Source organism: Kitasatospora sp. NPDC032121 (genome assembly GCF_055580145.1).
Genome location: NZ_JBVILX010000002.1, coordinates 13,379 through 32,477 on the forward strand (window position 1 = coordinate 13,379; position 19,099 = coordinate 32,477).

Genomic DNA, 19,099 nt, shown 5'->3' on the forward strand with positions numbered 1-19,099 from the left:
CCCGGGGCCACGATCCGGGCCCGGCGGTGGATCCCGACGGTAAATGGAGTGCGGCGGCGGGAGGGGCCTGGCTAGGGTTTCTCCCGTCCAGGTGCGCAGGCAGAGGTTACTTCCACTCCAAATGGGCAGGTCGCGGGTTCGAATCCCGTCATCGGTGCTCCGTGCCGGTGTAGCTCAGTCGGCCAGAGCAGCTTCGTCACCTCAGCCGCCTTCGATCTCTGGACACCTACACGTGAACAGATTCCGCACCTCCCGGTGCGACGGCAGCGGTTACTTCTTGGTGAGGCGTCCGTAGGACGCCGCGGTTCGAGCCCGCGAAACACCGCCGCCATCCTTGATCTCGGGAGGCAACGCGCCCCGGAGTGCCCGGTGCGCAGGCGGGGGTTACTTCGGATCTTGCGGTTCCGGGTTCGAGTCCCGGGCGTGCCGTGCGCGAGCGCGGCCGCTGGCTCAATCGGACAGAGCACAAGGCATACACCTCCGCCGACGTCGGCCGCCCGCGGCCGGCACGATCTCGGGCACCCCTGGCCGCGGCATGCCTCCCTCCCACTGACACCAGCAGGCCGAGGGGGCTGCCGCATGTCCAGGTTCAACTTCCGCAGGACCAAGGCGAGTCCGAGCTCGCCGGTGGCCACCACCGGCCGGCGCACCGTCAACCACAACGGCGGCACCGGATTCGTCCGGGACCGCAAGTCCGAGCTCTTCCTGCTCGCGGTGGCCAACATGGTCGGCCAGGACACCTTCCACGAGCGCGGCGGCGAACGCGACGACCGCTACACCGCGCTGGTGCGCGAACTCGCCGTCGCCGAGCCGGAGTGGACCCTCGGGCTGCTGCGCTGGCTGCGCCACGGCGCCCAGATGCGCACCGCCGCCCTGGTCGGCGCCGCCGAGTTCACCCGGGCCCGGCTGGACGCGGGCGCCCACGGCCACTCCCGGCAGGCCGTCGCAGCGGTGCTGCGGCGCGCCGACGAGCCCGGCGAGCTGCTCGCCTACTGGACCTCGCGCTACGGCCGTGCGCTGCCCAAGCCGCTCAAGCGCGGCGTCGCCGACGCCGTCCGGCACCTGTACGACGCCCGCTCGCTGCTCAAGTACGACACCGCGGGCAAGGGCTACCGCTTCGGCGACGTGATCGAGCTGACCCACCCCTCGCCGGCCCCCGGGAAGGAGTGGCAGGGCGCCCTGTTCGCGTACGCGCTGGACCGCCGCCACCGGCCGGAGGAGGCCGTCCCGCCGGCCGCCGACCGGATGCTGACCGCCAACCGGGCGCTGCTCGCGCTGCCCGTCGAGGAACGCCGGGCGGCGGTGACCGCCGAGGGCGGCGCCGAGCGGCTGGCCGCCGCCGGGCTGACCTGGGAGGCGCTGGCGGGTTGGCTGCAGGGGCCGCTGGACGCCGCGGTCTGGGAGGCGGTCATCCCCTCCATGGGACCGATGGCGCTGGTGCGGAACCTGCGCAACTTCGACCGGGCCGGGATCTCGGACGCCGTCGCGGTCGAGGTGGCCCGGCGGATCTCCGACGGGGGCGAGGTGCGGCGCTCGCGCCAGTTCCCGTTCCGCTACCTGGCCGCGCACCGCAACGTGACCTCACTGCGCTGGGGGCACGCGCTGGAGACCGCGCTCGGCCACTCGCTGGCCAACGTGCCCGAACTGCCCGGCCGGACGCTGGTCCTGGTGGACCGCTCCGGATCGATGTTCGACCGCTCCGGCGGGCCGACCGAGCTCAACCGGGCCGACTCGGCGGCGATCTTCGGCACCGCGCTGAAGGTCCGGGCCGCCGGGGCGGACCTGGTCGAGTTCGGCACCACCAGCCGGGTGGTCGAGGTGGGCCGGGGCGAGGCGGTGCTGCGGGTGCTGGACCGTTTCTCCGACCTCGGCGGCACCAACACCGCCGACGCCGTCCGCACCCACTACCGCGGCCACGACCGGGTGGTGATCGTCACCGACGAGCAGACCGGCCCGAACCACTGGGGCGGCGACCCGCTCGCCGCCGTCCCGGCCCACGTGCCCGTCTACACCTGGAACCTGGCCGGCTACGCCACCGGCCACGGCCCCAGCGGCGGCGCCCACCGGCACACCTTCGGCGGCCTGAGCGACGCGGCCTTCCGGCTGATCCCCCTCCTGGAGGCCGGGGCGAACGCCCGCTGGCCCTGGGAGGAGTAGCGGAACGACGGGGAGAGGGGAGGGAGCCACCGAAGGGGACGGCTCCCCCCTCTCTCCCGAGGCCGGAGCGGCGGCGGCCGGACCGGACGGCGGGAAGTAGCGGCCGACCCCGGCGACGGGAAGCGGCGGCCGGCCCCGGCGGTCGGGCGGATGAGCCCGGTCACAGGCCCCGCCTGAGCGCCCCGACAGCCCCGTAGACTCGGGTGATTGTGACTGCCACCGCCCCGATCCCCCAGCCCTCGCCGTCCGCCCGGCTGTCCGCCGCGCCGGCCGCCTACCCCGCGCCGATGTACCCGCACAAGGCCACCGAGGCCCAGCACCGCGAGCGTCGCATCCGCAGCTTCCAGCCGCGCCGGGGCCGGATGACCAACGCCCAGGCGAGCGCCCTGGACCGGAGCTGGGAGACGTACGGCATACCCATCGACGGCACCCCGCTGGACCTGCCGGAGCTGTTCGGCGGCCTGCCGGTGACCCTGGAGATCGGCTTCGGCATGGGCGAGACCACCGCCGCGATGGCCGCCGCCGCCCCGGACATGGGCATCCTCGCCGCCGACGTGCACACCCCCGGCCACGGCAACCTGCTCGGCCTGCTGGAGCGCGACGGTTCCCGGAACGTCCGGACGGCCGCCGGCGACGCGGTGATCCTGCTGCGCGACATGCTCCCGGACGCCTCGCTGGCCGGTCTGCGGGTCTACTTCGCCGACCCGTGGCCCAAGCCCAAGCACCACAAGCGCCGGCTGGTCCAGCCCGCCTTCCTCGACCTGGTGCTGCCCCGGCTCGCCCCGGGCGCCCTGGTGCACTGCGCCACCGACTGGGAGCCGTACGCCGAGCAGATGCTGGCCGTGCTGTCCGACTCCCCGGAGCTGGAGAACCTGCACCCCGAGGGTGACGGGACCGGCTGGCTGGAGCCCGCGGACCACCCGGACGGCAGCATCCCCGGCTACGCCCCGCGGCCGGACTGGCGTCCGGTCACCAAGTTCGAACGGGCCGGGATCGCCAAGGGCCACGTCGTCCACGACCTGCTGTTCCGCCGCCGCTGACCCACCGGCGCCGTTCGAACAGGCGCCCGCGCGGCGGCCGTTCGGGCCGGCCGGGGACGGCCGGCCCGGCCCGATTCCTCCCGACGGGCCGCCACCGTGGCCTACCCTGTGCCGCATGGGCAGCCCGTCCGGCGGCGGGTTCCGGACGAACGGCCGGACGACGGTCAGCGCCGCCGCCGACGCACCGGAGACGGTCCCGAGCACCGGCGGCACCCGGACCATCCCGGGGCCCCGGAGGCGCCGGGCCCACCGCCTGCTGTCCCGGCCGGGTGCCGCCGCCGGACCGGTCCCGGCCGTCGGCCCGGGGGAACGGCGCCATAAGCCGGCCGGGGCCCCGCCGGGCCGCGGCCGCTCGATGGCGCTCTCCTCCGTCACCGCGACCACCGTGCTGACCCTGATCGGCTGCGGGGTACTGATCCTCCACCTGGTCCAGCGGCAGACCGGCACGGTCGGCCTGCTGGTCGGCCTGGGCCTGGCGATGGTGCCGCTGCCGTTCGTCCTCGGCGGCCTGGCCTGGCTCAACCTCACCGCCCGGGTGCCACTGCGGCACACCGTGTTCTGCCTCGGCTGGGGCGCCTGCGCGGCCACCACCGTCGCGATCCTCGCCAACAACTGGACGGCGAGCTACCTGACCCGGCACCGGGGCCCGTTCGGGGAGCTGCTCGGCGCCGGGATCGCCACCCCGGTGATCGAGGAGACCGCCAAGGCCACCGCCCTCCTGGTGCTCCTGCTCCCGCTCGGCCAGCGGCTGCGCTGCCGCGGCCGCCACACCGGGCGCCCCTGCGCGCCGCTGCTGCGCCGGTCGCCCGCGCCCCGGAGCCCGCGCCCGTACCCGCGCCACCCGGTCGGACCGCACGCCCGCGGCCGGCTGCGGCTGCGCCCGTACCTGCGGCCGCTGCCCTACCTGCGCCCGGCCCCGCCCTCCGGCGCGCCGCACCACCGCTCCCGGCCGCGGACCCTGGCCGCCGGGATGGTGCTCGGCGGGATGGCCGCCTGCGGCTTCGCCTTCACCGAGAACGCCCTCTACCTGGGCCGGGCCTTCACCAGCGACCAGCGCCAGCGGCTGGACAGCATCGGCCTCGGCGACCCGCCCAGCCTGCGCGACTTCGACAGCACCGTGCAGACCTTCGTGCTGCGCGCCCTGCTCTCCCCCTTCGCGCACCCGCTGTTCACCGCGCTCACCGGTATCGGCCTGGCCGTCGCCCTCACGACCGCGCGGCGCTGGCTGGCGCGGTTGGCGGCGCCGGCCGGGCTGCTGCTGGCGATGGCGCTGCACGGCACCTGGAACGCCGCCGCCGACCTCGGTACGGACGGCTTCCTGGTGGTGTACGGGGCCCTGATGGTGCCCTGCTTCGCCGCGCTGGTCTGCTTCGCGGCCTGGGCGAGATGCCGTACGGCCCGGCATCCGGTGCCCGGCCGGGTGCCGGGCACCGGGGTGTCCTGAGGAACCGATTTCCCATCTCGGCGACTTCCCCGTATTGTTGTGTTCACCGACGCGGGGTGGAGCAGCTCGGTAGCTCGCTGGGCTCATAACCCAGAGGTCGCAGGTTCAAATCCTGTCCCCGCTACTCAGTAGCCGGAAGGCCCGGAGGATTCTTCCTCCGGGCCTTCCGCGTTTCCGGGTACGGGCAGAACACGGTCCTGCCACGAAGCTGTAACAGCGGCCGATCCCATGATCCGCTGTCGGAGGCCTGAACCATACTGATGAAAAATTCATCACATTTGGGGCGGGCTGTTCGGGCCGCCCCGGACAGGAATCACCTCATGCTGTCGAAGCGACTGGTCAGCACCGCCGCGCTCTGCCTCGTCCTGGCCGCCGGCACCGCCGCGTGCGGTAGTGAGAAGAGCGACGGGAAGGGCGGGGACGCCAAGGCGGGCGCCTCGAAGAAGCTCGACACCGACAAGCTCAGCGCCCAGGACATCATGAAGCAGGCCAAGGACGCCCTGGCCTCCGCGACCTCCCTCAAGATGGCCGGCACCATCGACGCCGGCGAGGGAAAGATGGAGATGAACCTGTCGCTGGACAACAAGAGCCAGTGCACCGGCACCATGGCGATGCCGGGCATGGGCAAGTTCGAGATCATCAGCGACGGCAAGACCTCCTACGTCAAGCCGGACACCGCCTTCTGGACCAACGTGGGCGGCCCGAACGGCGCCAAGGCCGCCGAGCTGTTCAAGGGCCGCTACCTGACCGGCTTCGAGAACGACCCGTCGATGGGCTCCCTCACCAGCGTCTGCAACCTGGCCGAGTTCAGCAAGAAGATCACCGAGGACAAGAGCGCCAACGAGAAGGCCGAGAAGGGCTCCGCCGGCGAGGTCAACGGCGTGAAGACCTTCAGCCTGAAGTCCACCGACCCCAAGGGCGGGGTCTCGACCATGCAGATCGCCACCGAGGGCAAGCCCTACCCGGTGCGGGTCGAGCACTCCGGCGGCGAGGACGGCAACGGCAAGATGGACTTCAGCGACTTCGACAAGCCGCTGACCATCCAGGTCCCGTCGCCCGACAACACGGTCGACTTCACCAAGTTCAAGGACCAGCTCAAGAGCGCCTGAGCGACGGCCGCGGCAACCCGCGAAATAAATCCGTTGCCCTCCGACCGGGGTGCTGCCTACGCTGGCAGCACACTGAAGGGAGGTGATCCTGAGTTGAGTTACACCAGGATGCGTGAGGTGGCTGCTCGCTAGAGCCGCCCCTGCCTGCGCAGGGTGAGGCCCTCGGCCTCCGGCAGGCGAAATCCAAGCAGTCACCCGGCCCGCGGGCTCACCGGTACATCCCCGGTGCCTCGGCGCCTGGCCAGTGCACGGGCCGGCGCGGAGGAGCAGCCCGCGGGCCGTCTGCGTTCCCGGGGAGCTTCCGGCATCGGTTCCGGAGGCTCCCCGCGGCGTGTCCGGGGTCGGCCCGGGGCGTGGCCGGCGGGGCTGCCCGGGATGTGGCCGGGAGGCCCCCGGGGCGTGGCCGCGGCTGCGGCGCCGCGGCGCTAGAGTCGGCCCGGATTCCGGGGCGGAGCGGCGCGGACACAGGGGGTAGGGGATGGCGAAGGCGCGACGGCTGGGCGGCGGGGCGACCGTGCTGCGGACGGCGCGGTGGGGCGCCGCCGGGGCACTGGCCGGGACGGGGCTGGTCGGGCTGCTGCTGTTCGCGCTCGGCCGGGAGCACCTCTGGCAGGCGCTCGGCGGCGGGCTGGTGGTGGTCGGGGCCTCGGTGGTGCTGGGCGGCGGGCTGGGCTTCCTGTTCGGGGTGCCCCGGGTGCGCGGCGGCGCCGGCTCCGAGGAACCGCCGGGCTCGTACGCGCCGAACACCAATCTGGAGCAGGTCTCGGACTGGCTGACCAAGGTTCTGCTGGGCGTCGGGCTGACCCAGCTCGGCTCGCTCGGCGAGCGGCTGCACGACCTCGGTACGGCGCTGGCGCCCGTGCTCGGCGGGGGCGAGGCGGCGGTGCCGTTCGCGGCGGCGCTGGTGCTGTACTTCCTGGTCTTCGGCTTCCTGGCCGGCTGGCTGGTGACCCGGCTGGCGCTTCCCCAGGCGCTGACCGAGACCGACCAGGCGCTGGACCTCTTCCTCGCCGGGCAGGACCGCGACCGGCACGGCGACAAGGTGGGCGCGGACGACCTGCGGGTCCGCGCGATGCAGCAGCTCGGGCTGCTGGGCGGCACCACGGAGCGCCCGGCCGCGCTGGCCGGGCAGCTGCCGCCCTCCTCCGGCACGCCGGCCGGGCCGGAGGGCGTGGTGGCGGAGGTCCGCTCGACCGCGCGGCGCTCGGCGCTGACCGCCGAGCAGGTGCGGGCCCTCTTCGCGGACGGCTCCGAGGGCCGGCGGATCCAGGCGCTCGCGCTGATGCAGGGCGATCCGGCGCTGGCGGACCTGCCGAGCGTGCTGGACGCGATCGAGCGCCCGCGCTCCGACTTCGAGCAGTACCACGCGCTGCTGGCCGCCCGGGGGCTGCTGTCCCGGCTGCCCGCCGCCGGGGCGCAGCGGCTGCGGGACGCGGTGGCGCGGCAGCTGGTCGACCCGCGGGGCATTCCTTACGGGTCGGACCGCAGCTGGCTGGCGGAGAAGATCCTCTCCCGGCTCCCGGCGGCGGCCGTCCTGCCGGAGCAGCGGTCGGCGCCGCCGGCCGCGCAGGCCGTACCGGCGGTGCCGGACCGGCCGGGCGGGCCGTCCGCCGAGGCCGCCTCCTAGGAGCCGACGGTGAAGCGCAGTTCGGGCCGGTCCCAGGTGATCCTCCCGCGCGCGGGGAAGGTGCCGACGCGTTCGGCGCCCACCCGCAGGTAGAAGCGCTCGGCGCGCGGGTGGGAGACCACGCGCACGCTGGTGACCCCGGCCCCGCGGGCCTGTTCCAGCATGTGGGTGATCAGTTCGCGGCCGGTGCCGCGCCCCTGGGCCTCGTCGGCGACGAACATCAGGTCAAGTTCGGCTGGTTCGCGGATCAGCCCGTAGAAGCCGAGCAGCCGGTCGGTGGCCGGGTCGGTGGCGAGGAACACCTCGTGGCCGGCGATGTACTCGGGTGTCACCCGGTAGCCGTCGACCATCGGCGCGTACTCGCCGTGGTAGGCGGAGGAAGCCTGGATCAGGTCGGTGAGCCGGTCGGCGTCGGTCTCGTCGGCCCGCCGGATCGTCGTCTCGGTCATGCGGGCGAGTATAGGGGTGCTCCGCACTAATGACTATTACATAACCTGGTCGTCGGGCCGCCCGGCGCGGTGGGACGGCGGGAATGCCGGCGGCGGCCACCCGGACGTCCGGACACGCGGCGGCCCCGGCCGCATCCGGAAGCGTCCAGGGTGCGGGCGGGGCCTGGCGGGTGTGGGCGGGGAGCCGGGCGGGGCCTGGGCGGGGCCTGGGTGGTCAGCGGCCGAGCAGGCCCTGGGCGGCGGCCCGGTTGACGTTGGTCAGGCCACGGACCAGCTGGGTGGTGAGGTAGACCAGCACCAGCCCGATGACCGCGAGCCCGGCGATCTGCCACGGCGCCTGGACCTCGTACACGTGCCGGATGCCCTCGTCGTCGGTGAAGTCGAACAGCCGGTACCCGTTCCAGGGGGTGTAGGTCGGGAAGACCCAGTGGTACAGCGGGTAGAGCGTCAGGGCCCAGCCGAGCACCAGGAACACCAGCGTCACCGAGAAGCTGAACACCGCCCAGGGGAACATCACCACCTGGTACAGCACGGCCTTCCAGCCGGCCCCGTCCGCCAGCCGCGCGGTGACGGCGCCCCAGCCGCCCGGGCGGACCTGGCGCACCGGCTCCGGGCCGGGGACGTCCAGGGCCAGCATGCCGCGCACCCGGGCCCGTTCCAGCCGGCCGAAGCCGCGGGCGAGGCCGGTCAGCGCGCCCAGGACGGGCAGGCCGATGACGGTGGCGAAGGTGCCGAGGCCGAGGCACAGCAGGGTGATCGAGGAGGCGAACCCGGCGATCGCCAACGGCAGGCCGCTGAGCGCGAAGCCGACCTCGCGGTAGTAGTAGGCCGAGAACGGCGCCCGCCACAGGGCCGGCCGCCGCTCGGTCCGGCGGGCCCGGACGGGGCGCGGGTCGTCACCGTAACCGCCCGGGACGTCCCAACCCGTGTCCTCCATGCTGCGGCTGCTGCTCATGCTCCCGGCCCCCGGCCCCTCGTACTGTCGGTCGTTCGTCCCGCTGACGGGGTCCAGTCTGGTGGACGCGCCGGCCGGCTGGGATCCGGAGGCCTGGCGGATGCGGGGTGGGGTTAACCCCCCTCCGCCCGGACGGCCGGGCCGCGCCACTCGTCGGCGAGCAGCGAGTAGAGGTAGGAGTCGGACCAGACGCCGTCCTCGAACACGTCGTGCCGCAGCCGCCCCTCCAGTCGGAAGCCCAGCCCGGTGAGCACCTTGACGGAGGCCGTGTTGGCCACGGCGACCCGGGCGGCCAGCCGGTGCAGGCCCAGCGGGCCGAAGGCGAGGTCGCAGAGCAGGCCGACGGTCTCGCCCGCGTAGCCGAGGCCCCAGCACCCGCGGGCCAGCACGCACCCGAGCCAGGCGGCGCGGTGCCCTTCGAGGGTGAGCGAGGCCTGCCCGATCGGCGTCGCGTCGTCCGGCTCCCCGGCGTCGGCGAGCCTGGTGACGGCGAGCCGGTAGGTGTCCCGTTCCTCGGCCATCGCCTCCTCCAGGTAGAGCTCGACCTGGTCGGCGCAGTCCTCCCGGTCGCTCGGCCCGAAGGGCAGGTACCGGGTGACCTCCGGGTCGCCGAACAGCGCGTGCAGCGCGTCCACGTCGCCCTCGGTGTGGTGGTACTCGCGGACGGCCAGTCGCGGGCCGGTGAGTCGTACGGGGACCATGGCTGCCGACCCTATCCCCGCCCGGCGGCTACCGTTCGGACTATGAACGACGAAGACCTGCGGCTCGCCCCGCGCACCAAGGCCGCCGACCTGCTCGCCTGGGCGGCCGAGCAGGGCCGCGCGCCGGTGGCCGAGGAGCCGCTGCGCGCGGTGCTGGCGCTGCTGGAGCTGGGCGAGGGCAGGATGCACGACGGCTGGCCCGAACTGACCTCCGACGCGGTGGAGCACCTGCTCCACGAGCGGCTCCACCTGTACGTCCAACCCGCGCCCGAGGAGGACCCGCTCGCCTACGGCGACGCCGTCCGGCTGCTGATCGACCACCAGCGGGCGGCCCGCCGGCTGAACGCCAAGCGACAGGAGCGGCTGCACGAGGAGGCCGAGTGGCAGGGGGAGGTCGCGGCCGGGCTGCTGCGCCGCGCCGACCTGGTGACCTGGCCCCGGTTGTACGCGCTGCTGCTGCACGCGCACGGGGCGGACGTCACGGATCCGGAGGCGGTGCGGGAGTGGCTGGCCGGCTTCGGGGAGTTCGCCGAGGAGGAGCGGCTGGCGGCGTTCGAGGCGCTGGCGTCGGCCGGCTGGCTGGACGAGCCGGACGAGCGGGGCTGGGGCCCGGGCCGGGTGCTCTCGGTGGGCATGGCCACGGACGGCGCGCGTCGGCTGCTGGAGCAGGGCCTGATGCGGCGCAGCTACCGCAACCTGGCGCGGCTGACCGCGCTGGGCCGGCCGATGCCGGACGAGTTGGCCGGGGACTTCGGGAGGTTCGAGGAGGCGGCGGTGGACGCGGCGCTCGACCTGTTCGGCGCCTGGACGGTGCCGGGGCTGCCGCGGCTGCTGGTGACGGAGTTCCCGGAGCTGGCGCCGGAGCCGGGCCCGGAGGAGATCGACGCGTACCTGGCGCAGCTGCCCGTCGAGGAGTGAGACGCGGCGCGGGAGGCCCCGGTCCAGGGGCCTCCCGCGGGTGCGTCGGTGCGCGTGCGTCAGGGGTTGAGGCCGCGCTGCTGGAGCCAGGGCTCCGGGTCGACCGGGGCGCCGCCGCCGGGGCGGACCTCCATGTGCAGGTGGGGGCCGGTGACGTTGCCGGTCGCGCCGACCTTGCCGATCTGCTGGCCGGTGGCGACGTTGCCGGAGCCCTTGGTGATCGAGGAGAGGTGGCAGTACCAGATCTCGGTGCCGTCGGGCAGGGTCTCGACGATCCGGTAGCCGTACGAGCCGGCCCAGCCGGCCGAGGTGATGGTGCCCTGGCCGAGCGCGTGGACGGGGGTGCCGGTGTCGGCGGCGAAGTCCAGGCCGGTGTGCAGGTTGGCCCAGTAGCGGGCGCTCTGGCCGTAGTGGGCGGAGAGCCGGTAGTCGTTCACCGGGAGGGTGAGGGCGGCGGCCTTGGCCCGCTCGGCCTCCTCGGCGGCGCGCTTGGCCTCGGCCTCCTTGGCGGCGGCCTTGGCCTCCGCCTCCTGGGCGGCCTGCAGCCGGGCGGTCTCCTCGGCGGCGGTGCGCTGGCTGTCGGCCTGGTGCTGGATGCGGGCGGCGAGCGCGAGGCCGGGGTCGGCGGAGAGGGCGACCGGGGTCTCGTCCGGGACCTCGACGGCGGGGGCGGCGGCCGGGGTCGCCGAGGCGAAGCCGGTGGCGCCCAGCGTGGCGGCGACGGCGGTGACGCCGAGCAGCGGGGAGGCCCCGCGGGTCTGACGCGGCATCCGGTGGCGGTTGGTGTCGGCCTCCGCGGCGAACGCCTCCGGGCCGAAGGCCTCGGGGCCGTCCGGGCCGGGGTGGTCGAGGAGCTGGGTACCGGCTGCGGGGCCGGCCGGGTGTGCCGGGGTGTGCGTCGACGCCACGGAGGCGCGCTCCTTTCCTTCCTTCGCGCCTACCGGGTTAGCTGACGGGTTCGGAGCAGGAAGGTCTCCTACGGCCGGGCCGGGGCCCCGCCGATTCACCCCAAGGAACGTGGTTCCCCGGCTCCCTGACCTGCCCGGGGGCGGGTCGGCGGGATTAGGCGACGGCGCACGGTGCCGTCTGGGTACGGCGTTGACAACCGCGCTGCGTTATCAAACGTTAATCCTAGGAAGCTCTGATTCCAAGCCATCCGTTTCGGGCCGCCCGATCACAGGTGAACGGACGTCAACGAACGACCCCTCATGCACGGCCCCATCTGAGTACCCCTACTCATGTGCGGCCCGGCCGGGCGGCCGCATCCTGACGCCATGAGCGCACCGATGCAGACCCGCACCACGGCCGCGTACCACATCCAGGCCGTCCTCTCCTTCGCCCTGTCGGGCATCGCCCTCGCCGCCGGGATCGCCTACCTGCCGGTCGGCGGGTGGACCCGGGCCTTCCTCGGGATCGGCCTCCTCTACACCGTCACCTCCGCGTTCACGCTGGCGAAAGTGGTCCGGGACCGGCAGGAGTCCAACGAGATGGTCACCCGGGTGGACCAGGCCCGGCTGGAGAAGCTGCTCAGCGAGCACGACCCGTTCAAGGTGGAAGGGGTCTGACCGCACCCGTCCGACCGCGCCCCCTTCCCCCGGCCCGCCGGCCGCTTGACGGCTAAGGCTATTAGCCTTAGCTTTATGGCTATCGGCAGTACCGCCGATGCCCCGCACCCGCGGCCCGAGGAGGACCCCGTGAACGGCACCATCACTCCGAGCACCCAGTACCTGACCGTTCCCGGTGGCCGGATCGCCTTCGACGACACCCGGCAGGGCGACGGCACTCCCGTCGTCCTGCTCCCGGGCATGCTCGACAGCCGGGCCGCGTACCGGCACCTGCGCCCGCTGCTGGTCGCCGCCGGCCACCGGGTCGTCACCATGGACCTGCGGGGCTTCGGCGAATCCTCGATCAGCTGGGACGACTACAGCCCGGCCGCCATCGCCGACGACGTCCTCGCCCTGCTCGACCACCTCGGCATCGAGCGCGCCGTCCTCGCCGGCAACTCGTACACCGGGGCGACGGTCGTGAAGGCCGCCGGGGACGCGCCCGAGCGGGTCGCCGGGATCGTCCTGATCGACGCCTTCGTCGAGAGCCCGCCGCCGGGCGCCCTGATGCGCGGCGTCATGGCCCTGATGGGCCCCGCCCTCGTCCACTGGCCGGCCTCCTGGGGCTTCTACCTGCGCCGGATGGCCTTCCCCGGCGCCAAGCCCGCCGACTTCGACGCGTACGTGGACGGGCTGGTCGCCGCGCTGCGCACGCCGGGGCGGAAGACCGCCACCCGCGGGTACGTCCACGGCGACTCGGCGCCGGTCGGCTGGACGGCCGCCGTGCGGTGCCCGGCGCTGGTGGTCATGGGCGACAAGGACCCCGACTTCCCGAAGCCGGAACTCGTCGCCGACCGGCAGGCCGCCGCGCTCGGCGCGCGGAAGGCGATGATCGAGGGGTCCGGGCACTACCCGATGGCCGACAACCCGGCGGCCACCGCGGACGCCCTGCTGCCGTTCCTCGCCGAACTCGGCTGAGCGCCGCCGCCGGCCCCCGCCCGACCCTGACCCTGCCCGCCCCTGCCCGCCCCGCCGACGTCACCGGCACCCGCCCGACAGCGCCCGACGTCACCCGACTTCGACCCGTACGGAGAGCCCGAGCCCATGCCCCGCGTAGGACTGACCCCCGACCAGGTCGTCGACCACGCCCTCGCCCTCATCGACGAGCAGGGCGCCGAGGCCCTCACCCTGGCCTCCGTCGCCGCCCGGGCCGGGGTCGCCACCCCCTCGCTGTACAAGCACGTCAGCGGCGGCCTCGCCGAACTGCGGCGGCTGATCGCCGTCCGGGTCACCGGGGAACTGGCCGACCGACTGGCCGAGGCGGCCGTCGGACGCAGCGGGGACGACGCCGTCGCCGCCGTGCTGCGCGCCTACCACGCGTACGCCACCGAGCACCCGCACCGCTACAACGCCCTCCCCCAGGCCCCGCAGCCGGACGACGACCTGGCCCGCGCGGCCGCCCGGCTCGTCGGCGTGATCGTCGCCGTCCTGCGGGAGTACGGCCTCGACGGCTCCGAGGCGATCCACGCCGCCCGCACCGTCCGCTCCCTCGCCCACGGCTTCGCCTCGCTCACCACCGCCGGTGCCTTCCAGCTCGCCGAGGACCTCACCACCACCCACGACCGCCTCGTGGCCACCCTCACCACCGGCCTGCGCGCCTGGCCCGCGTAGCGGACCGGCACCGGAGCGGACCGGCACCGGTGTTCCCGCACCCGGCCGCGCCCCTTCCGAACACCGTGAGCACGGACCCCACACATCGTGGAACGCGATCCGGCCACCCGGCTCGATTCCGACGTTGCCCGCCGGTGCCGGTCGGGCAGGTACGGCCCCTCGTCAAGCGGTGGGATCGGGGTCGAACGAGTGCCGATTGCCGCCGAATTGACTCGATATTGACAAGATCCGGTCACTTGGCGAGATCCGTTCACACCTTCGTAGGATCATCACCCTAGAATTCGCCGCGTGACGATGACTCAGTGGTCCGTAACGGCAACCGGCGTGCTCGCCGTCCTCGCCCTCATGGCCGCCGCGCGGTACCGCGCCGTGTCCGTCACCCAGCGCGGCCGCGCCGACCGGCTACAGGGCGAACTCGCCGCCGTCCAGGAACAGCTGGCCGCCGAACTCTCCCGCCGCGGCGCCGACCTCGCCGCCGTCCAGCAGGAGCAGGAGCACACCGCCTCCACCCAGCGGGCCTTCCTCAGCGTCGCCCGCCGGATCCTGGTGATGGCCCACGACCAGCAGGCGCTGCTGGACGAGATGGAGCGCACCCACGACGACCCGGCGCTGCTGGAGGGCCTGCTCAAGGCCGACCACGCGGCCGCCCAACAGGCCCGGCTGGCCCAGACCCTGGCCGTGCTCTGCGGCGCGCGGGCCGGCCGGCACTGGCCGGAACCGGTCTCCCTGGAGGACGTCGTCCGCGGCGCCCAGTCGCGCATCCTGCCGTTCCAGCGCGTGGTGGTGCGCAGCCGGATCGAGACCGCGGTGGTCGGCGCCGCCGCCGAGGCGCTGATCCACGCGATCGCCGAGCTGCTGGACAACGCCACCCGCTACTCCCCGCCCAGCACCCAGGTGTTCGTCACCCTGGTGCCCGTGCACAACGGCGCCGTCATCGAGATCGACGACGGCGGCGTCGGCATGCCGGAACAGGCCGTCGCCAAGGCCGCCGCCGCACTGGCCGGCGGCAGCACCCTGGAGGTCTCCCGGCTCGGCGAGGTGCCGCAGCTGGGCCTGGCCGCGGTCGGCCGGCTCGCCGAGCAGTACGGCTTCCGGGTCACGCTCAGCTCGGCGCCCTCGCCGTACGGCGGCGTGCGCGTCGTCCTGCTGCTCCCGAACGCGCTGCTCACCGAGCCGCTGCCGCCCACCGTCCCCGGCCTCGGGCCGGACGACCGCGCGTTCAACCCCGGCCCCCCGCCGGCCTCTCCCTCCGGCCACCCCCTGGTGGAGACCCCACCGACCGGCCGGCACGCCGCCGACGGCACCCCTCCCCCGCTGCCCCGCCGGAGCCACCGGCGCGACCGCAACAGCCGCCCGGCCCAGCACGCCGCTCCCCCTCCGCCGCCCGCGCCGCCCTACCGCTCGGCCCGGGACGCGCAGGCGTTCATGGCGATGTTCCAGGCCGGAACCGCCAGCGGCCGGTCCGCCGCCCGGGCCCAGGCCCAGTTCGACCCTTCCCCGCCCGTTTCCCCCCGACTTCCCCAGCGCTCCGGAGAGTTCCATGACCACCACCCCTGATCTCGGCTGGCTGCTCGCCGACATCATCGCCGTCCCGCAGGTCCAGCACGCCGTCGTCGTCTCCAACGACGGCCTGGAGATCGGCCGCAGCGAGGGCATCGGGCGCGACGACGCCGAACGGCTCGCCGCCGCCTGCTCCGGACTGCAGTCGCTGGCCCGCGGCGTCGCGACGGGCTTCGGCGGACCGGGCAGCGCCACCCGACAGATCATCATCGAGTACGGCGGCGGCTACCTCTTCGTCGTCGCCGCCGGTGCCGGCGCCCACCTGGCCGTGGTGACCAGCGAGGCGGTCGACGCCGGCCTGGTCGCCTACCAGATGCAGGTCCTGGTCGAACGGATCGGCACCCACCTCACCAGCCCGCCGCGCGTCGACCACGCGGCGGGGGGCCACCGGTGAGCGGGCCGGTCCGGCCGTACGTCATCACCGGTGGCCGCAGCCGCCCCACCCGGGCCGAGCTGGCCGTGGAGAGCCTGGTCAGCGCGTCACCCGAACCACCGGACCTGCCCGAGCACGAGCTGCTGAACCGCGAACACCGGCGCATCCTCGACCTCTGCCACAGCCTGCTGTCCATCGCCGAGGTGGCGGCCCACCTGAGGCTGCCGCTCGGCGTCGTCAAGGTGCTGGTCGGGGACCTGTGGGACCTCGGTGCCGTGCAGGTGCTCCCTCCCGTCCCGCAGGCCGAACGCCTGCCCGCAACCCTCCTGGAAGAGGTGCTCGTTGGCCTCCGCCAACTCCGCTGAAGCCGTCCCCGGGGCCGCCGGGTCCACCGACGGGCCGCAGTACCTGCCCTCCTCGGTGCAGGGCGCGGTCAAGATCCTGGTCACCGGTCCGTTCGGGGTCGGCAAGACCACCCTGGTCGGTTCGCTGAGCGAGATCACCCCGCTGCGCACCGAGGAGACCATGACCGCCGCCAGCGCCGGCGTGGACGACCTCACCGGGCGCCCCGGCAAGACCACCACCACGGTGGCGCTGGACTTCGGCCGGATCACGCTCAACTCCCGGCTCGCGCTGTACCTGTTCGGCACGCCCGGGCAGCAGCGGTTCTGGCCGCTCTGGGACGACCTGTCGCGCGGCGCGCTCGGCGCCATCGCCATGGTCGACCTGCGCCGCCCGGACGAGAGCTTCGACGTGCTCGGCCGGCTGGAGGAGCAGCGCATCCCGTTCGCGGTCGCGGTCAACACCTTCCCGAACACGCCGAGTTATCCGGAGGAGGAGCTGCGCTCCGCGCTGGACCTGCTGCCGGAGGTGCCGATCCTGCACTGCGACGCGCGCGACCGCCGGCAGTCCTACGACCTGCTGATCGACTTCGTCGACCACCTGCACCGCAGCTCGATCCTGGAGCTCCAGCGATGACCGCTCCCGAACACCCCGTGACCCCCGGCACCTCCGGCGGGTGCCCCGTCGCCCACGGCGGCAGCCTGCCCGGCGGGCTGCCCGTGGGCGTGCCGCTGACCCCGCTGTACGGCCCGGCCCTCGCCGAGGACCCGCACGGCCTGTACGCCCGACTGCGCGAGCGCTACGGGCCGGTCGCGCCGATCGAGCTGGAGCCCGGGGTCGAGGCCTGGCTCGTCCTCGGCTACCCCGAGCTGCTCGAACTCACCCGCAACGAGGCGCTGTTCTCCAAGGACTCGCGGCGCTGGCGGGTGCCCGCCGAGGGCCGGCTGGCGCCCGACTCCCGGCTCCAGCCGATGACCGCCTGGCGCCCCACCGTGCTCAACCTGGACGGCGCCGAGCACCAGCGGCTGCGCACCGCCGTCGCCGACACCCTCGCCCAGATCGACCACCGGCAGCTGCGCGGCACCACCGAGGCCGCCGCCAACGGGCTGATCGACAGCTGGGGCCCGGACGGCACCGCCGACCTGGTCACCCAGTACGCCAACCGGCTGCCGCTGCTGGTCTTCACCCAGCTGCTCGGTCTGCCCACCGACGCCGGTCCGCACCTGATCCGGCTGATCAACGACATCTCCGACAGCGGCGCCGAATCGGTGCGCGCCAACGAGGAGTTCCACGCGATCCTGGTCGACCTGGTGCGCCGCCGCCGGACCGAGCCCAGCGCCGACCTCACCTCCTGGCTGCTGGCCCACCCGGCCGCGCTGACCGACGAGGAGGCGGTGCACCACCTGGTGGTGATGATGGTCGCCGGGAACGAGACCACCATCGGCTGGACCGGCAACACGCTGCGGCTGCTGCTCACCGACCGGCGCTTCCGGGCCACCCTCACCGGCGGGCGGCTGACCGTCTCCGACGCGCTGGAGGAGGTGCTCTGGCGCGACCCGCCGACGCAGAACTTCCCCGGCCGCTGGGCCACCAGTGACACCGTCCTCGGCGGCCAGTACATCAGCGCCGGCGACCTGCTCGTGCTCGGTCTGGCCGCGGCCAACGCCGACCCGGCCGCACAGGGCGCCTCGGCCGCCGCGCAGGGTTCGCTGGGCGGCAACCGGGCCCACCTCGCCTGGGGCGCGGGCAAGCACGTCTGCCCGGCCCAGCAGCCGGCCAGGATCATCGTCGAGACCGCCGTCGAGACCCTGCTGCACCGCCTCCCCGACCTCCAACTGGCCGTACCGGCCGGTGACCTGACCTGGCGCCCGTCCCCGTGGGCGCGGGCCCTGAACGCCCTTCCGGTGCTCTACAGCGCCTTCACCCCACCCCGTCCGCCAGCCCCCGAGAGGCCCGCATGGACACCACCGACGACGGAACCCGCGCCGAGCCCGTCAGGCTCGACCCCTTCGGCCGCGATCAGCACGGCGAGAACGCCCGGCTCCGCGCGGCCGGCCCCGCGGTCCTGGTGGAGCTCCCTGGCGGGGTGGTGGTCTGGGCGGTAACCCACCACGACACCCTCCAGTCGCTGCTGGCCGACCCCAGGGTCGGCAAGGACGCCCGGCTCTGGAACACCTTCCGGGAGGGACGGCTGCCGGAGGGCTGGCCGCTGCTCAACTTCATCGCCGTCCCCGGCATGGTCACCGCCGACGGCGAGGACCACCGGCGGCTGCGCGGACTGGTCTCCCAGGCCTTCACCCCGCGCCGGATAGCCGGCCTGGCCCCCGCCATCGAGGCCCGGACGATCGCGCTGCTGGACGAGGTCGCGAAGCTGGAGGGCGAGTTCGACCTGCGGCGGCACTTCGCCTACCCGCTGCCGATGCAGGTGATCGGTGAGCTGCTCGGCCTCGCGCTGGAGCAGCAGGACGAGCTGCACGAGCTGTCCGACACCATGGTCTCCAGCTCGGCCACCCCGGCGGCGGCCGTCGCCGCGCAGCGGGGCCTGAACGCGCTGCTGGCGAAGGTCGTGGCGGCCAAGCGGGCCGAGCCAGGCGACGACCTGACCTCCGACCTGATCGCCGTCCGGGAGGAGGGCGACCGCCTCAGCGAGGCCGAGCTGGTCGGCACCCTGCTGCTGATGCTGGTCGCCGGGCACGAGACCACGCTCAACCTGATCACCAACGCCGTCCGCGCCCTGCTCGCGCACCCGGACCAGCTGCGGCTCGTCCTGGACGGGGAGCAGCCGTGGTCGGCGGTGGTCGAGGAGACGCTGCGCTACGACTCCCCGGTCGGGCAGTTCCCGCTGCGCTACGCGATCGAGGACATCGAGGTCGGCGACGTGGTGATCCGGCGCGGCGAGGCGCTGCTGGCCTCGTACGCGGCGGCCGGGCGGGACTCCGGGCACCACCCGGACGCGGACCGCTTCGACCTCACCCGGCAGCCCGCCAGGCACCTGTCGCTCGGCCACGGCCCGCACTTCTGCCTCGGCTCCGGGCTCGCCCGCCTGGAGGCCGAGACGGCGCTGCGGCACCTGTTCGCCCACTTCCCGGGACTGGCCCCGGCGGAGGGCAGGACCGACGAGCCGATCGCCTCGTTCGTCAGCAACAGCGTGCGCACCCTGTGGGTGACGGTCTGATCCCGCCGGTTACCTGAGGGCGGTCCGGGTCGTT

19 protein-coding genes, 2 tRNA genes and 1 riboswitch are annotated in these 19,099 nt (G+C 74.2%); of the genes, 17 read left to right on the plus strand and 4 right to left on the minus strand.

Annotated features, from left to right (window positions below; translation table 11 throughout):
* Positions 1-90: 90 nt before the first annotated feature.
* From ACZ5OX_RS05835 to ACZ5OX_RS05865, 7 genes are all read left to right on the plus strand, one after another.
* Positions 91-154 (plus strand) — tRNA-OTHER (locus ACZ5OX_RS05835).
* Positions 155-579: 425 nt separating this feature from the next.
* Positions 580-2,157, plus strand: a complete 1,578-nt coding sequence (locus tag ACZ5OX_RS05840) for a TROVE domain-containing protein (protein WP_465628910.1) — start codon at positions 580-582, stop codon at positions 2,155-2,157.
* Between the two features lie 209 nt (positions 2,158-2,366).
* Positions 2,367-3,197 carry a tRNA (guanosine(46)-N7)-methyltransferase TrmB gene (gene trmB, locus ACZ5OX_RS05845; protein WP_465628911.1) on the plus strand — a complete coding sequence of 277 codons (831 nt, stop codon included), beginning with the start codon at positions 2,367-2,369 and terminating at the stop codon, positions 3,195-3,197.
* A 355-nt stretch (positions 3,198-3,552) separates the two neighbouring features.
* Positions 3,553-4,641, plus strand: coding sequence for a PrsW family intramembrane metalloprotease (locus ACZ5OX_RS05850; RefSeq protein WP_465628912.1), 1,089 nt, complete (start codon positions 3,553-3,555; stop codon positions 4,639-4,641).
* A gap of 50 nt (positions 4,642-4,691) precedes the next feature.
* Positions 4,692-4,765 (plus strand) — tRNA-Met (locus ACZ5OX_RS05855).
* Between the two features lie 196 nt (positions 4,766-4,961).
* The gene (locus ACZ5OX_RS05860) at positions 4,962-5,750 is read left to right on the plus strand and encodes a hypothetical protein (RefSeq protein ID WP_465628913.1); all 789 of its coding nucleotides are present in this window, start codon (positions 4,962-4,964) and stop codon (positions 5,748-5,750) included.
* A gap of 478 nt (positions 5,751-6,228) precedes the next feature.
* Positions 6,229-7,377, plus strand: coding sequence for a hypothetical protein (locus tag ACZ5OX_RS05865; protein WP_465628914.1), 1,149 nt, complete (start codon positions 6,229-6,231; stop codon positions 7,375-7,377).
* On the opposite strand, the gene ACZ5OX_RS05870 is transcribed toward ACZ5OX_RS05865, so the two are convergent.
* The 3 genes from ACZ5OX_RS05870 to ACZ5OX_RS05880 form a co-directional block, all read right to left on the minus strand.
* Positions 7,374-7,826 carry a GNAT family N-acetyltransferase gene (locus ACZ5OX_RS05870; protein ID WP_465628915.1) on the minus strand — a complete coding sequence of 151 codons (453 nt, stop codon included), beginning with the start codon at positions 7,824-7,826 and terminating at the stop codon, positions 7,374-7,376. The two genes, ACZ5OX_RS05865 and ACZ5OX_RS05870, sit on opposite strands and share 4 nt — an antisense overlap.
* Positions 7,827-8,040: 214 nt before the next feature.
* On the minus strand, positions 8,041-8,781 hold the full coding sequence (locus ACZ5OX_RS05875; RefSeq protein WP_465628916.1) for a sensor domain-containing protein: 741 nt from the start codon (positions 8,779-8,781) through the stop codon (positions 8,041-8,043).
* Between the two features lie 113 nt (positions 8,782-8,894).
* A complete protein-coding gene (locus tag ACZ5OX_RS05880) occupies positions 8,895-9,482 on the minus strand; it encodes a GNAT family N-acetyltransferase (protein ID WP_465628917.1) in 588 nt (195 codons plus the stop codon).
* 42 nt (positions 9,483-9,524) lie between these two features.
* On the opposite strand from ACZ5OX_RS05880, the gene ACZ5OX_RS05885 reads away from it, so the two are divergent.
* Positions 9,525-10,400: a hypothetical protein gene (locus tag ACZ5OX_RS05885; protein WP_465628918.1), complete on the plus strand. Its 876-nt coding sequence runs from the start codon at positions 9,525-9,527 to the stop codon at positions 10,398-10,400.
* Between the two features lie 59 nt (positions 10,401-10,459).
* On the opposite strand, the gene ACZ5OX_RS05890 is transcribed toward ACZ5OX_RS05885, so the two are convergent.
* Positions 10,460-11,308, minus strand: a complete 849-nt coding sequence (locus ACZ5OX_RS05890; RefSeq protein WP_449788080.1) for a M23 family metallopeptidase — start codon at positions 11,306-11,308, stop codon at positions 10,460-10,462.
* 12 nt (positions 11,309-11,320) lie between these two features.
* Positions 11,321-11,479, minus strand: a riboswitch (cyclic di-AMP (ydaO/yuaA leader).
* 195 nt (positions 11,480-11,674) lie between these two features.
* On the opposite strand from ACZ5OX_RS05890, the gene ACZ5OX_RS05895 reads away from it, so the two are divergent.
* The 9 genes from ACZ5OX_RS05895 to ACZ5OX_RS05935 all read left to right on the plus strand — a co-directional run bounded on the left by ACZ5OX_RS05895 (position 11,675) and on the right by ACZ5OX_RS05935 (position 19,065).
* Positions 11,675-11,965, plus strand: a complete 291-nt coding sequence (locus ACZ5OX_RS05895) for a YiaA/YiaB family inner membrane protein (protein WP_449788079.1) — start codon at positions 11,675-11,677, stop codon at positions 11,963-11,965.
* A 75-nt stretch (positions 11,966-12,040) separates the two neighbouring features.
* Positions 12,041-12,922, plus strand: coding sequence for an alpha/beta fold hydrolase (locus ACZ5OX_RS05900; protein WP_465628919.1), 882 nt, complete (start codon positions 12,041-12,043; stop codon positions 12,920-12,922).
* Positions 12,923-13,048: 126 nt separating this feature from the next.
* Positions 13,049-13,615, plus strand: a complete 567-nt coding sequence (locus ACZ5OX_RS05905) for a TetR/AcrR family transcriptional regulator (RefSeq protein ID WP_465628920.1) — start codon at positions 13,049-13,051, stop codon at positions 13,613-13,615.
* A 294-nt stretch (positions 13,616-13,909) separates the two neighbouring features.
* On the plus strand, positions 13,910-15,172 hold the full coding sequence (locus ACZ5OX_RS05910) for an ATP-binding protein (protein ID WP_465629598.1): 1,263 nt from the start codon (positions 13,910-13,912) through the stop codon (positions 15,170-15,172).
* The gene (locus tag ACZ5OX_RS05915) at positions 15,156-15,569 is read left to right on the plus strand and encodes a roadblock/LC7 domain-containing protein (RefSeq protein WP_392881869.1); all 414 of its coding nucleotides are present in this window, start codon (positions 15,156-15,158) and stop codon (positions 15,567-15,569) included. Before ACZ5OX_RS05910 ends, ACZ5OX_RS05915 begins: the two co-directional genes overlap by 17 nt.
* Entirely contained in the window at positions 15,566-15,913 is a 348-nt protein-coding gene (locus tag ACZ5OX_RS05920) for a DUF742 domain-containing protein (protein WP_465628921.1), read from the plus strand. The genes ACZ5OX_RS05915 and ACZ5OX_RS05920 overlap by 4 nt, the downstream gene beginning before the upstream one ends.
* Positions 15,891-16,526 (plus strand): GTP-binding protein, encoded by a 636-nt coding sequence (locus tag ACZ5OX_RS05925; RefSeq protein ID WP_449788075.1) that lies wholly within the window; start codon positions 15,891-15,893, stop codon positions 16,524-16,526. The genes ACZ5OX_RS05920 and ACZ5OX_RS05925 overlap by 23 nt, the downstream gene beginning before the upstream one ends.
* The gene (locus ACZ5OX_RS05930; protein ID WP_465628922.1) at positions 16,523-17,995 is read left to right on the plus strand and encodes a cytochrome P450; all 1,473 of its coding nucleotides are present in this window, start codon (positions 16,523-16,525) and stop codon (positions 17,993-17,995) included. The genes ACZ5OX_RS05925 and ACZ5OX_RS05930 overlap by 4 nt, the downstream gene beginning before the upstream one ends.
* A complete protein-coding gene (locus ACZ5OX_RS05935) occupies positions 17,980-19,065 on the plus strand; it encodes a cytochrome P450 family protein (RefSeq protein ID WP_465628923.1) in 1,086 nt (361 codons plus the stop codon). The genes ACZ5OX_RS05930 and ACZ5OX_RS05935 overlap by 16 nt, the downstream gene beginning before the upstream one ends.
* Positions 19,066-19,099: the final 34 nt, after the last annotated feature.

Excerpts from the sequence above, each read along its gene's own strand:
- ACZ5OX_RS05840 (WP_465628910.1), top strand. The coding sequence starts at position 580 with ATGTCCAGGTTCAACTTCCGCAGGACCAAGGCGAGTCCGAGCTCGCCG.
- ACZ5OX_RS05850 (WP_465628912.1), top strand. The coding sequence starts at position 3,553 with ATGGCGCTCTCCTCCGTCACCGCGACCACCGTGCTGACCCTGATCGGC.
- ACZ5OX_RS05860 (WP_465628913.1), top strand. The coding sequence starts at position 4,962 with ATGCTGTCGAAGCGACTGGTCAGCACCGCCGCGCTCTGCCTCGTCCTG.
- ACZ5OX_RS05865 (WP_465628914.1), top strand. The coding sequence starts at position 6,229 with ATGGCGAAGGCGCGACGGCTGGGCGGCGGGGCGACCGTGCTGCGGACG.
- ACZ5OX_RS05870 (WP_465628915.1), bottom strand. The coding sequence starts at position 7,826 with ATGACCGAGACGACGATCCGGCGGGCCGACGAGACCGACGCCGACCGG.
- ACZ5OX_RS05875 (WP_465628916.1), bottom strand. The coding sequence starts at position 8,781 with ATGAGCAGCAGCCGCAGCATGGAGGACACGGGTTGGGACGTCCCGGGC.
- ACZ5OX_RS05880 (WP_465628917.1), bottom strand. The coding sequence starts at position 9,482 with ATGGTCCCCGTACGACTCACCGGCCCGCGACTGGCCGTCCGCGAGTAC.
- ACZ5OX_RS05885 (WP_465628918.1), top strand. The coding sequence starts at position 9,525 with ATGAACGACGAAGACCTGCGGCTCGCCCCGCGCACCAAGGCCGCCGAC.
- ACZ5OX_RS05895 (WP_449788079.1), top strand. The coding sequence starts at position 11,675 with ATGAGCGCACCGATGCAGACCCGCACCACGGCCGCGTACCACATCCAG.
- ACZ5OX_RS05900 (WP_465628919.1), top strand. The coding sequence starts at position 12,041 with ATGGCTATCGGCAGTACCGCCGATGCCCCGCACCCGCGGCCCGAGGAG.
- ACZ5OX_RS05905 (WP_465628920.1), top strand. The coding sequence starts at position 13,049 with ATGCCCCGCGTAGGACTGACCCCCGACCAGGTCGTCGACCACGCCCTC.
- ACZ5OX_RS05910 (WP_465629598.1), top strand. The coding sequence starts at position 13,910 with ATGACTCAGTGGTCCGTAACGGCAACCGGCGTGCTCGCCGTCCTCGCC.
- ACZ5OX_RS05915 (WP_392881869.1), top strand. The coding sequence starts at position 15,156 with ATGACCACCACCCCTGATCTCGGCTGGCTGCTCGCCGACATCATCGCC.
- ACZ5OX_RS05930 (WP_465628922.1), top strand. The coding sequence starts at position 16,523 with ATGACCGCTCCCGAACACCCCGTGACCCCCGGCACCTCCGGCGGGTGC.